Origin of the sequence: Enterococcus sp. AZ062 (assembly GCF_051715065.1) — a bacterium.
Classification (GTDB): Bacteria; Bacillota; Bacilli; order Lactobacillales; family Enterococcaceae; genus Enterococcus_B; species Enterococcus_B mundtii.
Map to the genome: position 1 here is coordinate 911,507 of NZ_JBIOTB010000001.1, position 12,427 is coordinate 923,933.

12 protein-coding genes are annotated in these 12,427 nt (G+C 39.6%); all 12 read left to right on the plus strand.

Features of this window, described 5'->3' with window-relative positions; all coding sequences use genetic code 11:
* Positions 1 to 3 precede the first annotated feature (3 nt).
* On the plus strand, positions 4 to 402 hold the full coding sequence (ftsL, locus tag IGJ00_RS04295; protein ID WP_010735984.1) for a cell division protein FtsL: 399 nt from the start codon (positions 4 to 6) through the stop codon (positions 400 to 402).
* The gene (locus IGJ00_RS04300) at positions 403 to 2,595 is read left to right on the plus strand and encodes a penicillin-binding transpeptidase domain-containing protein (RefSeq protein WP_071865929.1); all 2,193 of its coding nucleotides are present in this window, start codon (positions 403 to 405) and stop codon (positions 2,593 to 2,595) included.
* Between the two features lie 16 nt (positions 2,596 to 2,611).
* Positions 2,612 to 3,574, plus strand: coding sequence for a phospho-N-acetylmuramoyl-pentapeptide-transferase (gene mraY, locus IGJ00_RS04305; protein WP_066026042.1), 963 nt, complete (start codon positions 2,612 to 2,614; stop codon positions 3,572 to 3,574).
* Between the two features lie 12 nt (positions 3,575 to 3,586).
* Positions 3,587 to 4,957, plus strand: a complete 1,371-nt coding sequence (gene murD / locus IGJ00_RS04310) for a UDP-N-acetylmuramoyl-L-alanine--D-glutamate ligase (protein WP_142432948.1) — start codon at positions 3,587 to 3,589, stop codon at positions 4,955 to 4,957.
* Between the two features lie 18 nt (positions 4,958 to 4,975).
* Positions 4,976 to 6,064, plus strand: coding sequence for an undecaprenyldiphospho-muramoylpentapeptide beta-N-acetylglucosaminyltransferase (gene murG / locus IGJ00_RS04315; protein WP_071865931.1), 1,089 nt, complete (start codon positions 4,976 to 4,978; stop codon positions 6,062 to 6,064).
* Between the two features lie 14 nt (positions 6,065 to 6,078).
* On the plus strand, positions 6,079 to 7,251 hold the full coding sequence (locus IGJ00_RS04320; RefSeq protein ID WP_115357426.1) for a cell division protein FtsQ/DivIB: 1,173 nt from the start codon (positions 6,079 to 6,081) through the stop codon (positions 7,249 to 7,251).
* Between the two features lie 154 nt (positions 7,252 to 7,405).
* On the plus strand, positions 7,406 to 8,734 hold the full coding sequence (gene ftsA, locus IGJ00_RS04325; protein ID WP_019723318.1) for a cell division protein FtsA: 1,329 nt from the start codon (positions 7,406 to 7,408) through the stop codon (positions 8,732 to 8,734).
* Between the two features lie 21 nt (positions 8,735 to 8,755).
* Positions 8,756 to 10,003, plus strand: coding sequence for a cell division protein FtsZ (gene ftsZ, locus IGJ00_RS04330; protein ID WP_010735977.1), 1,248 nt, complete (start codon positions 8,756 to 8,758; stop codon positions 10,001 to 10,003).
* A gap of 15 nt (positions 10,004 to 10,018) precedes the next feature.
* Entirely contained in the window at positions 10,019 to 10,705 is a 687-nt protein-coding gene (locus tag IGJ00_RS04335) for a YggS family pyridoxal phosphate-dependent enzyme (protein ID WP_071865934.1), read from the plus strand.
* Positions 10,705 to 11,304: a cell division protein SepF gene (locus IGJ00_RS04340; protein WP_065095674.1), complete on the plus strand. Its 600-nt coding sequence runs from the start codon at positions 10,705 to 10,707 to the stop codon at positions 11,302 to 11,304. The genes IGJ00_RS04335 and IGJ00_RS04340 overlap by 1 nt, the downstream gene beginning before the upstream one ends.
* A gap of 30 nt (positions 11,305 to 11,334) precedes the next feature.
* Entirely contained in the window at positions 11,335 to 11,604 is a 270-nt protein-coding gene (locus IGJ00_RS04345; protein ID WP_071865935.1) for a YggT family protein, read from the plus strand.
* A 35-nt stretch (positions 11,605 to 11,639) separates the two neighbouring features.
* Positions 11,640 to 12,422 (plus strand): RNA-binding protein, encoded by a 783-nt coding sequence (locus tag IGJ00_RS04350; protein WP_065095675.1) that lies wholly within the window; start codon positions 11,640 to 11,642, stop codon positions 12,420 to 12,422.
* The last annotated feature ends 5 nt before the right edge of the window (positions 12,423 to 12,427 follow it).

Sequence of the window (12,427 nt, forward strand, 5' to 3'; positions counted from 1 at the left end):
AGAATGGCAGAACTAAAGAAAGTCCAACAATATCCATATGATTTACAAGAAATTGAACTACCAGAGCAACCTCTGCCAGATTCACCCTCAGAGAAAGAAATCGTTCTTCCTCAATCTCCAGCAAAACGCTTGAAGCAAATCTCTATTTTTGAAAAGCTTGCAGTAGTGTGTATTGCTTTTTCTGTCATCGCACTTTGCGTATTAACAGTGATGTTACGAACCAATATCAGTGGTATGGAAAAGCAAATCGGTGCGCTACAGGTTGAATATAATGAAAAAAATCAAGAAAAAATCAGTTTGGAACAAGAGAAAAGTGAACTTTCTCGTACCGAGCGTGTTAAAAAAATCGCAGAAGAAAAAGGGTTGTCAATCAATGACGACAATTTAAGGAAAGTGAAGTAAATGAGTCTTAAAAATAAATTCCGGCGGTTTATGGAAAAGAAAAATCTAAATCCGATGAACAATCGCAAAAAAGTAGGTATCATTTTATTTGCTACGAGTATTGGATTGTTCTTTTTATTTGCCGTTCGTTTTGCATACATCGTGATCGGTGGACATGTGGCTGGCACATCACTAGAAGAAAAAACGAACCAGCTTTATCAAGGTAGTGAAGAGGTCAAGGCAAAACGAGGCACGATTTTTGATCGTAATGGGGTGGCACTAGCAGAAGATGCCACGTCTTACTCGATCAAAGCGATTCTTTCCGAAACATACACGACTGGAAATAAAAAATTATATGCACAAGAAAAAGATTTCGATACACTTGCGGATATTATCAGTAAAAACCTTTCAATGGAAAAAAGTAAAGCCTTGAAGGTGCTACGTGATGGAGCCGAGCAAAATCTCTACCAAGTAGAGTTTGGGAATTATGGACGTAATATCACCCAAGAAACGAAACAAAACATCGAAGCAGAGATGAAAGCAGCTGATGTGACTGGGCTTTATTTCGATAACCATCCTGCACGTATGTATCCTAGTGGGGTATTTTCTTCCCATTTTATTGGCTATGCGGTACCGGATGAAGAAGAAAATGGTTTAGTTGGCCGACTTGGGATCGAATCTGCTTATAATGATATTTTGAGTGGACAAAACGGAAAGATCTACTATCAAAAAGATAATTTCCAAAACCCATTACCAGGTACTGTAGCAGAAGAAGAAAAGGCAACAGACGGTAAAGATGTGTATACGACCCTTGATAGTCGTCTGCAAAGTTACTTAGAAACATTGATGGATCAAGTCAATGAAGAATACCAACCTGAAGAATTGACTGCGATATTGATGGAAGCTAAAACAGGCGAGATCACTGCGATGAGCCAACGCCCGACATTCAATCCTGAGACGATGGAAGGGTTGACTGGTGAAGATGCTGTGTGGCGTAACATCCTTGTACAAGATTCTTATGAACCAGGCTCAACGATCAAAGTCTTCACGACAGCAGCAGCGATCGAAGAAGGTAAATTTGATGAAAATGAATCTTTCCTATCCGGACAGATCAAAGTGGCTGATGCCACGATCAATGACCATGACTTTGGTAAAAAAGGAATACTGACCATGCGTCAAGCTCTTTCATGGTCTAGTAACGTGGGAATGGTAATGCTGGAACAACGTTTAGGTGGCAAGTGGTATAACTATTTGCAAAAACTAGGATTTGGGCAAAGTACTCACTCTGGGTTGGATGATGAAGTTGCGGGTGCTTTACCCACTGCTAATATCGTTGACCAAGCGATGAGTGCGTATGGCCAAGCGATTGGTGTCACGAATTTCCAAATGATGAAAGCTTTCAGCGCGATCGCCAACAACGGGACGATGATCCAACCACGTTATATCAGTAAGATCGTTGATCCAAATACTGGAGAAGAAGTTTCTACTGAAACGGAAGTGTTAGGACAGCCATTTTCGAAAGAAACGACAGAAAAAGTTCGTGAGTATATGCGTGATGTCATAGAAAATGAAAATTACGGGAGTGCTTACGGAGTATATAATGTTCCGGGATACAATATTGCAGCTAAAACAGGAACAGCCCAGATTGCTTCTGATACAGGAGGTTATCTAACAGGTGATACCGCGTATTTGTATTCGATCGTCGAAATGGTACCAGCTGAGGATCCCGAATATGTCCTTTATCTGACAATGAAACATCCTAAGACATATGACCGCACAGCTTTAGCAAAAATTGCGAACCCATTACTGAAACGAGCAATGGATTTCAAAGAAGCTGAAACAGCTACGCCAGAAGAGAAAAAGACGGAAAATATCACTGTCTCTGACTATCGTAATTTGAATCCTGATATTGCCGCTGCTGATGCACAAAAGAGCGGTTTGCAACCAGTAGTCATCGGCGATGGAGACAAGGTAGAAGCGCAATCCACAGCAAATGGGGATGAGCTGATATCGGGAGAAAAATTGATTTTATATAGTGGTGGTACTGCATTGATGCCTGATGTGACAGGCTGGTCAAAGGCAGATATCATGAAATTAGGAAAAATACTTGGTGTCGAAGTGACGTTCCACGGTGATGGTTACTGTACAGAACAAAGCCTCGCACCTTATGAAAAAATATCTGATGAAACATTAAGTTTCCATCTAAAAGAATAATAGGAGAGAAGAGAGCATGGATTTGACACAAACATTAATTCCCATTGCGAGTAGTTGTGCAATGACGATTGCAACAATGCCGTTATTTATTGGTTATTTTCAAATGAAAAAACAAGGCCAAGCCATTCGTGAGGAAGGACCTAAATGGCATAATGTAAAAGCCGGAACTCCAACGATGGGGGGATTGGTGTTTTTAGTCAGTGCGCTCTTGACTGGTATCTGGGTAGGCGCTTGGCAACAACAGTTGACGCCTACTCTTTTCATCCTACTTTTTGTACTTGCCCTATATGGAGCAATTGGTTTTTTAGATGATTTCATCAAAATCTTCAAGAAAAGAAATATGGGATTGAACTCAAAGCAAAAATTGATTGGGCAAATTGTTGGGGGAATCATCTTTTATCTCGTTTATCGTGGTGAAGGATACCCTGGAACACTGAATTTTTTTGGAATTGATCTTCCATTAAGTTGGTTGTACGGATTATTCGCGATTTTCTGGTTAGTTGGCTTTTCCAATGCTGTTAACTTAACAGATGGTATTGATGGCTTAGTAGCTGGATTAGGAAGTATTTCTTTTTTGACCTACGCAGTTATCGCTTGGCACCAACAGCAGTATGATGTCTTAATTATCTGCTTGAGTGTTTTAGGTGGTTTACTAGGGTTTTTCGTCTATAATCGCAAACCTGCCAAAATATTCATGGGGGATGTCGGTTCCTTAGCATTAGGAGGATTATTAGCAGCAATCTCGATCATGCTCAATCAGGAATGGACATTACTATTGATCGGTCTGATGTATGTCATCGAAACAGCTAGCGTGATGTTACAAGTATCTTCTTTCAAATTGACTGGTAAAAGAATCTTTAAAATGTCACCAATCCATCATCATTTCGAGATGAGTGGTTGGTCTGAATGGAAGATAGATACTGTCTTTTGGATAACAAGTGTAATTACTTCGTTGATCACATTGTGGATCGTATGGTAGGAGATGACGAGAATGAAAAAAATAACAACTTATGAAAATAAAAAAGTCCTTGTATTAGGATTAGCAAAAAGTGGATTCAGTGCGGCCAAGTTATTACATGAACTGGGCGCACTTGTCACCGTTAATGATGGAAAACCGTTTGATGAAAATCCTGAAGCGCAAGAATTACTTTCTTTAGGGATCAAAGTAGTGACTGGTAGTCACCCAATTGAATTATTAGATGAAAAATTTTCAATGCTGATCAAAAATCCAGGTATTCCTTACACACATCCATTCGTTGCAAAAGCTCAAGAAATGGGTATTCCGGTAATTACGGAAGTTGAACTGGCTTACGAAGTAGCGGAATGCCCAATTATCGGCATAACAGGCACCAACGGAAAAACGACGACAACAACAATGACTGGGTTATTGTTGAATGCGGGGAAATCAGCAGGTATCACTCGTTTAGCTGGTAATATTGGCTATCCTGCAAGTAGTGTGGCACAAGAAGCAAATCCGGAAGACAAGATTGTTATGGAACTTTCAAGTTTTCAATTGATGGGGATTACTGATCTTCGTCCCCACATTGCAGTGATCACCAATATCTACGAAGCACATATCGACTATCATGGCTCTCGTCCAGCCTACGTCAAAGCTAAATGGCATTTGCAAAAAAACATGACGTCAGAGGATTATCTTGTACTGAATTGGAATCAGAAAGAATTACAGGAACTAAGTAAAAAAACAAAAGCGAAAGTGTTACCTTTTGCGACAGATCAAGTCTTAGAGACAGGTGCTTATTCTTTTGAGGGAGTTATTTATTACGACAAAGAAAAAGTCATGGAAATCTCAGAAATAGGTGTTCCAGGAGCACACAATGTCGAAAATGCGTTAGCAGCTATTACTGTTGCAAAACAATATAATGTCTCAAATGAAGAAATAAAAGAAACATTGAGTCATTTTCATGGCGTACCACATCGTACACAATATGTCGGTGAGGTCCAAGGACGTAAATTTTACAATGATTCGAAAGCCACAAATATCTTAGCGACCAAGATGGCATTAAGCGGATTTCAACCGGAAAAATTGATTCTGATCGCCGGTGGACTTGATCGGGGCAATAGCTTTGATGAACTCATTCCATCACTTGAAGGTGTGAAGGGATTGATCACTTTTGGTGAAACCAAAGAGAAATTGAAGGATGCTGGTGAAAAAGCGGGCATACCAACGATCTGCACCGCAGAGTCTGTGGAAGCTGCGGTTCCTGTAGCTTTAGAAAATAGCGAGCCAGGAGATGTGGTTTTATTATCACCAGCCAATGCAAGTTGGGACCAATATCCTAATTTTGAGATCCGTGGCGATCGCTTTATGGAAGCCGTTAGAAAATTAAAAATAGAAAAGTAGAAACGAGCGATAATAACTATGAAAATTTTGGTAACAGGTGGAGGAACCGGTGGACATATCTATCCCGCGCTAGCCTTCGTCAATTATGTGAAAACACAAGAGCCGAACGCCGAGTTTATGTATGTAGGTGCAAAACGTGGTTTGGAAAACAAAATTGTTCCAACCACTGGGATTCCTTTTCATACCTTAGAGATCCAAGGATTTCAGCGAAAGTTTTCACTAGCTAATGTCAAAACGATCCAATTATTCTTAAAAAGTATCCATCAAGCGAAAAAAATACTAAAAGAATTTCAGCCAGACATCGTGATCGGAACCGGTGGTTATGTTTCTGGAGCAGTTGTGTATGCCTCAGCTAAGTTAGGGATTCCGACAATCATCCATGAACAAAATAGTGTGCCGGGGATGACAAATAAATTTTTGAGTCGTTATGTGGATCGAATCGCGCTTTCTTTTAAAGATGCAGCGACCTTTTTTCCGGAGGACAAATCAGTTTTGATTGGTAACCCGCGAGCACAAGAAGTTGCAGATACGATGAAAACGGATATTCTAAAAAAATTTGATCTTGATCCTGAGAAGAAAACAGTCTTGATTTTTGGAGGAAGCCAAGGGGCATTAAAAATCAACCAAGCTGTTACTTCTTATTTGGATACATTTGAAGCGACGGATTATCAGATCCTTTATGCATCAGGAGAACGTTATTATCAAAGCATTAAGGAAAAGTTAGGAGAAACAAAAGCAAATATCAGTATTCAACCTTACATCAATGAAATGGCAGCGGTGATGGCGGCAAGTGATCTATTGGTCGGACGAGCAGGGGCAACCTCCATTGCTGAGCTGACCGCACTTGGGTTACCTGCGATCCTTATCCCAAGTCCTTATGTGACAAACGATCATCAGACAAAAAACGCGATGAGTCTCGTTCGAGTTGGGGCGGCTAAGATGATTGCGGATGGAGAGTTGGATGGTGATTCGTTGGGTGCCGCGATAAATGAGATCATGACAGATGAAACACTGCAAAAAAGCATGTCAACTGCCTCTAAAACATTAGGTATCCCGGATGCGTCTGAGCGCTTGTACCAACTAGCAAAATCGTTAATCATAGAATAAGGTGGTGGTCATAGATGAGTAAGAAAAAAGAAACAAAAAAAATGCCTGAGAAGTCAAACGATGAAAACTCGCTGACACCTTGGCAAATGGCCAACCGAAAATACTTAGAAGAACATAAAGAAAAAACAGATCATCAGACAGGAACAAGTGAAAAAAGCGAGCATAAAGAAGAACAAAAAGATCCTATTTCTTCTGAAAAAGAAGAATTGCTTGTTGAAGAAGATGATTTATTAGACTATGAAGAAATCGAACATAAGAAAGACGGGGGACCGTATAATGGTTCGTTTATCGATCGCTTGCCTAATTTAAAAAATTATCGAAACAAAGTTTTATACAAAAGGCTGAGTTTAATCATTTCCATTCTTTTGATTCCTTTGTTATTTTTGATTTATTACGTTTCCCCGTTGAGCAAATTAGAGGGTGTTTCTATTTCCGGAAATGAAGTTGTTTCGAAAGAAGAAATATTGAAGGATACGCAATTAGCATTGAATCAACATATTTGGGGACAGTATTGGCAACGCCAAAGTTACATCGATCATTTGAAAAAAGAGCAACCTCGAATAAAATCTGCTACGATCGGTTTTAGTAGTGTCAATACATTTGATCTGTCTGTCACTGAATATAAAGAGATTGCTTTGATTTTAACGGACGGAAAATATAGCCCTGTGATCGAAGATGGAACAGTGTTGGATGAGACCGTTGAAAGTCCAACAAAAAATCTTCCGATCCTAGAAGGATTTACTGACCCAACAAAAATCAAAGATTTAGCAATAGAATATAATAAACTATCTCCAGAGTTACAAAAAGCCATTTCGGAAATCAAATATACGCCACGTAATACGAATCAAAATTTGATCCAGCTGAATATGAACGATGGCAATCAAGTGATCGTCAATATTACTAACTTAGCATCACAAATGAATTTTTATGCGCAAGTAGCTAGTGAAATGGAAGAAAATGGTGTGATCGATATGGAAGTAGGGATTTTTTCTTACCCTTACTCAAATAATAGCGAAGAAGCAGAAGAAGGATCAGAAGAAAGTACAGATGAAAGTGCGCAAAGTGCGGATCAAACTTCTACTCCAGAAACAGGCGTTGATGAGCCTCAAATAAGTGAGAATCAAGACGAAATGAATCCAACGAATGAAAATACGACCCCATCTTCGTCAAGTTTAGATGAAAATTAAGAAAACCACTGTAAAATGTGATAATCTACTTTCTAAAAACTGGTAATTTATGGTAAAATTGGAAACAGTGAATATATCTATAAAGTATATTTTTAAAACGGACGTTATTGGTTCGCATGTATATGGAATAGTTAAGTAGGAGGGAATCCCATTCATGGCAAAAACAGGAATGTACGTAGGCCTTGATATTGGAACGACATCTGTCAAAGTTGTCGTGGCTGAATATATCGACAGCCAAATGAATATTATTGGAGTAGGGAACGCAAAATCAGAAGGGATTAACCGAGGCATCATCGTTGATATCGATAAAACAGTACAAGCGATACAGCGAGCAGTGCGTCAGGCAGAAGAAAAAGCCGGCATTCAAATCAAAAGTGTAAGCGTGGGTCTACCAGCAAACATGCTTGAAGTAGAAAACTGCCAAGGGATGATTGCAGTAAACGGAGATTCAAAAGAAATCACCGATGAAGATGTCCGCAATGTGGCTTCAGCTGCACTGGTTCGTTCAATACCTCCTGAACGTCAAATCGTGTCAATTTTACCACAGGACTTTACGGTAGATGGATTCGAAGGCATCAAAGATCCTCGTGGGATGATCGGTGTCAGATTAGAAATGTATGGTCTATTATTTACAGGACCAAAAACAATCATTCATAACATTCGTAAGTGTGTTGAGAATGCGGGATTGATCGTCAATGAATTAGTGATCACACCTTTAGCGTTGACTGAATCAATTCTTTCAGATGGAGAAAAAGATTTTGGTACAATCGTTATCGATATGGGTGGTGGACAAACAACAACAGCTGTCATGCATGACAAACAGTTGAAATTCACGAGCCTAGATCAAGAAGGTGGCGAATTTGTCACAAAAGATATCTCCATTGTTTTAAATACTTCCTTCAACAATGCAGAAGCATTAAAAATAAATTACGGGGATGCTTATCCAGAACGTACCTCAGAGCAAGAAGAATTTCCGGTAGATGTGATTGGCCAAACAGAACCTGTTCGAGTCGATGAACATTACCTATCAGAAGTGATCTCTGCTCGAATGGAACAAATCTTCAATAAAGCAAAAGAAGCATTAGATCAAATCGAAGCATTAGAGCTGCCTGGTGGTATCGTGTTAACTGGTGGGGCAGCAAGCCTTCCAGGTGTCGTTGATTTGGCACAGGAAATATTTGGCGTAAACGTGAAACTTTATGTACCAAATCAAATGGGTCTAAGAAATCCGGTATTTACAAACGTGATCAGTATCGTTGATTACTCTGCGAATTTAAGTGAAGTATACCAATTAGCTAAAATCGCTGTTATGGGGGAATCAGCACCTGTTCATTATACAACCAATGAGCCGGAAGCTCACACATCTTATGAACAATACGATGTGGCAGAAGAAACAACGTATAACGAAGAACCAGAAGAAAAAAATTCTGGCGAAAACGTAACAAGTAAAATCAAAGGATTTTTTACCAATATATTTGATTAATCATCGTGGGAGGAAAAAAACATGGAATTCTCAATTGATAATAACATCAATGACGGCGCAGTCATCAAAGTAATCGGCGTCGGTGGTGGAGGCGGAAACGCTGTAAACCGTATGATTGAAGAAAACGTTAAAGGTGTTGAGTTTATCACTGCCAACACAGACGTTCAAGCATTAAAAAATTCAAAAGCTGAAACAGTGATCCAATTAGGCCCTAAATACACACGTGGTTTAGGAGCAGGTTCACAACCAGAAGTTGGCCAAAAAGCAGCTGAAGAGAGTGAACAATCTTTACGTGAAGCATTAGAAGGCGCAGACATGATCTTCATCACTGCTGGTATGGGTGGTGGAACTGGTACTGGTGCTGCACCGATCGTTGCTGGAATTGCTAGAGAATTAGGCGCATTGACAGTAGGTGTTGTCACTCGTCCATTTACATTTGAAGGACCAAAACGTGGCCGTTTCGCTGCGGAAGGTATCGCACGTTTGAAAGAAAATGTTGATACATTATTGATTATCTCAAACAACCGTCTTCTTGAAGTCGTTGACAAAAAGACACCAATGCTTGAAGCATTCCGTGAGGCAGATAATGTCTTACGCCAAGGTGTGCAAGGTATCTCTGATCTAATCACTGCACCAGGTTACGTAAACTTGGATTTTGCTGATGTAAAAACAGTCATGGCAAACCAAGGTACTGCTTTGATGGGTATCGGAGTAGCAAGCGGTGAAGAACGCGTGATCGAAGCAACGAAGAAAGCAATCTCTTCTCCATTATTAGAAACATCGATCGATGGGGCAGAACAAGTCCTATTGAACATCACTGGTGGCTTGGATATGACGTTATTCGAAGCACAAGATGCTTCAGATATCGTAGCAAATGCAGCAACTGGCGATGTAAATATCATCTTAGGTACATCGATCAATGAAGAAATGGGCGATGAAATCCGTGTAACGGTCATTGCTACAGGTATTGATGAAACAAAAAAGGAACGAAAGTCTAGTCGTCCAGCTAGACAAACGTCAACTCAAACGCAATCTTCTGCTCAAAGCAATCGATTAGACATGGACCAAGCAAAACCAATTACTGCTGAAGATGAAAGCAGTTTTGGTGATTGGGACATCCGTCGCGAACAAAATGTTCGTCCAAAAGTGGATGAGTCTAATTACGAAACTATTGAGAAAAAAGAATTTGATACATTCAATCGTGAAGAAACAAAAACAAAAGGTGACGACGAATTGAATACACCGCCGTTTTTCCGTCGTAAAAAATAAAAGGAGGAAGAGCACATGATTGCTGACAACTTGCAGAATATCAAGCAAGACATTCAGGATTCGTGTGCTCTTGTTCATCGTGACCCGAAAGAAGTGACATTAGTAGCTGTTACAAAATCTGTAGAATCACTCCAAACTGAAGAATTAATCAATGCTGGAGTCACACATTGTGCAGAAAATCGTGTCGATAAATTGTTGCAAAAAAAACAAGATTTGCTTAAATATTCTGAAGTGAAGTGGCATTTAATTGGTAATTTACAACGCAGAAAGGTAAAATTGATTGTAAATGAAATTGATTACTTTCATGCGTTAGACAGTTTGAAATTAGCAGAAGAAATCCAAAAAAGATTAGAAAAACAATTAGCTTGTTTTGTGGAAGTCAATGTGTCTGGTGAAGTATCGAAACACGGTATCTCACCAGCAGAGCTTCTGCCTTTCTTAGAATCTTTAGCAGCCTATCCAAATATACAGGTAGTGGGACTTATGACTATGGCACCGAAGGACGCTTCTGCTGAACAAATTCGTAAAGTGTTTGAAACGCTGAGAGAATTGCGTGATCTTGCCCAATCAAAACAATACACACATGCACCATGTACCGAACTGAGCATGGGGATGAGCCAAGATTTTCAACTTGCAATTGAAGAAGGAGCTACATTTATCCGTGTAGGAACAGCGCTATTCAAAGACGAGGAGGAAGAATAATGCCACTTTTAAACAGGGGAGCAATTGCTAATTTTTTCGGATTAGCTGATGAAGAAGAGTACGAATACGAAGATTATCCTGAACAACAACAGGTTGCTAAGCAACCAACTAAATCAAACACACAGTATCAACAACATTCTCCAGCTGTTTCACAGCCGATTGAAAAAAAACAACGCCCAACGACGACATCTCGTCCGGTTGGTCGTGAGAATGCGCCGACGAACGAAACAAAAAAAGTCATCGAATTACATCAAACTTCTACAAAAAATACGCAAAAAGACCAACGACAAACGAGACCATCTGTTCAACCTAACACACAGTTAGCAGGAAAAATCACAGTGATGGAACCTCGTGCCTACTCTGAAGCAATGACGATTGCTAAAAGGATCATTGCGGGAGAAGCAACATTAGTCAACTTTCGGTTAGTAGAAGAAAAGCAGGCTCGACGTATCGTGGATTTCCTAACAGGGACAGTCTATGCGTTAGACGGCGATATCAAACGAGTAGGTGATGAGATTTTCCTTTGCACACCAGCTGGTCTGGAAATCGATAGTTCAACGGCTCAATCTTTCGCAGATGGAAGTATGTTTGATCTGTAAAGAGGAGGAGCAAACATTTATATTCTTTTTATGTTACTTAATTTAATTTCACGTGCTGCATACTTTTATAGCATGATCCTAGTAGTCTATGCGTTACTATCTTGGTTTCCAGGAGGGTATCAATCTAGCCTTGGACGTATATTAGCAAAGATTTGTGAACCATATATCAGCCTATTCGATCGTTTGCCTTTAAGATTTGGACCAATGGATTTTACTGTCTTAGCATCAATTGTCATTTTAAATCTTGCTGTCCAAGGATTGCAGCATATCGTTTTATGGATGATTACGTTCGCTATTTAGTGTAGAACAACCAGGGATATATAGGAGGGAATCAAGTGGATACGAATGTGTATCAGCATTTCCGAGTAGATGAACGTCCGTTTATTGACTCTGTCGGAGATTGGATCGAACAGGTCCAAAGTCAGTATGCACCTTATCTGACAGAATTTCTTGATCCAAGACAATGTTACATCTTAGAGACCTTGATTCGCCAAAATAGTGACTTGCGTTTTCAATTATACGGTGGCTATGAGCAAGCAGAACGAAAAAGATGCTTGATTTTCCCAGACTACTATGAACCAGTTGACGATGATTTTGAAATGTCGTTATATGAAATCCATTACCCAAGTAAATTTGCCAGTTTGAGTCATGGAAAGATTTTAGGTACACTAGTTGGCACAGGGATTAAACGTTCTTACTTCGGTGATATTATTTCAGATGATGACCGATGGCAAGTTTTCATTGCAGACGAAATCGATCATTTTGTCGTTAATCAAGTGACTAAAATCGGGAAAGTGGCTGTTCGCTTAGAGGAGATCAATTACACAGATATGATCTTGCCAAAAGACAGCTGGACTCAAGAAAGAGGTACGGTCAGTTCACTTAGACTGGATAGTGTGATTTCGGAAATTTATAATATTTCAAGACAGCGTTCAAAGCAGCTGATCGAATCGGGGAAAGTAAAAGTTAATTGGACAGAAAATACAAAACCGGATTTTTTGCTTGAGTTATTAGATATTGTTTCGATCAGAGGATATGGTAGAATACAAATCCAAGACCTTGAGGGGAAAACAAAGAAAGACAAGTGCAGGGTGTTGTTTGGTGTATTACGTAAATAAAACAA

Excerpts from the sequence above, each read along its gene's own strand:
- murD (WP_142432948.1), top strand. The coding sequence starts at position 3,587 with ATGAAAAAAATAACAACTTATGAAAATAAAAAAGTCCTTGTATTAGGA.
- IGJ00_RS04320 (WP_115357426.1), top strand. The coding sequence starts at position 6,079 with ATGAGTAAGAAAAAAGAAACAAAAAAAATGCCTGAGAAGTCAAACGAT.
- ftsL (WP_010735984.1), top strand. The coding sequence starts at position 4 with ATGGCAGAACTAAAGAAAGTCCAACAATATCCATATGATTTACAAGAA.
- IGJ00_RS04340 (WP_065095674.1), top strand. The coding sequence starts at position 10,705 with ATGCCACTTTTAAACAGGGGAGCAATTGCTAATTTTTTCGGATTAGCT.
- ftsZ (WP_010735977.1), top strand. The coding sequence starts at position 8,756 with ATGGAATTCTCAATTGATAATAACATCAATGACGGCGCAGTCATCAAA.
- murG (WP_071865931.1), top strand. The coding sequence starts at position 4,976 with ATGAAAATTTTGGTAACAGGTGGAGGAACCGGTGGACATATCTATCCC.
- ftsA (WP_019723318.1), top strand. The coding sequence starts at position 7,406 with ATGGCAAAAACAGGAATGTACGTAGGCCTTGATATTGGAACGACATCT.
- IGJ00_RS04335 (WP_071865934.1), top strand. The coding sequence starts at position 10,019 with ATGATTGCTGACAACTTGCAGAATATCAAGCAAGACATTCAGGATTCG.
- IGJ00_RS04345 (WP_071865935.1), top strand. The coding sequence starts at position 11,335 with ATGTTACTTAATTTAATTTCACGTGCTGCATACTTTTATAGCATGATC.
- IGJ00_RS04300 (WP_071865929.1), top strand. The coding sequence starts at position 403 with ATGAGTCTTAAAAATAAATTCCGGCGGTTTATGGAAAAGAAAAATCTA.
- mraY (WP_066026042.1), top strand. The coding sequence starts at position 2,612 with ATGGATTTGACACAAACATTAATTCCCATTGCGAGTAGTTGTGCAATG.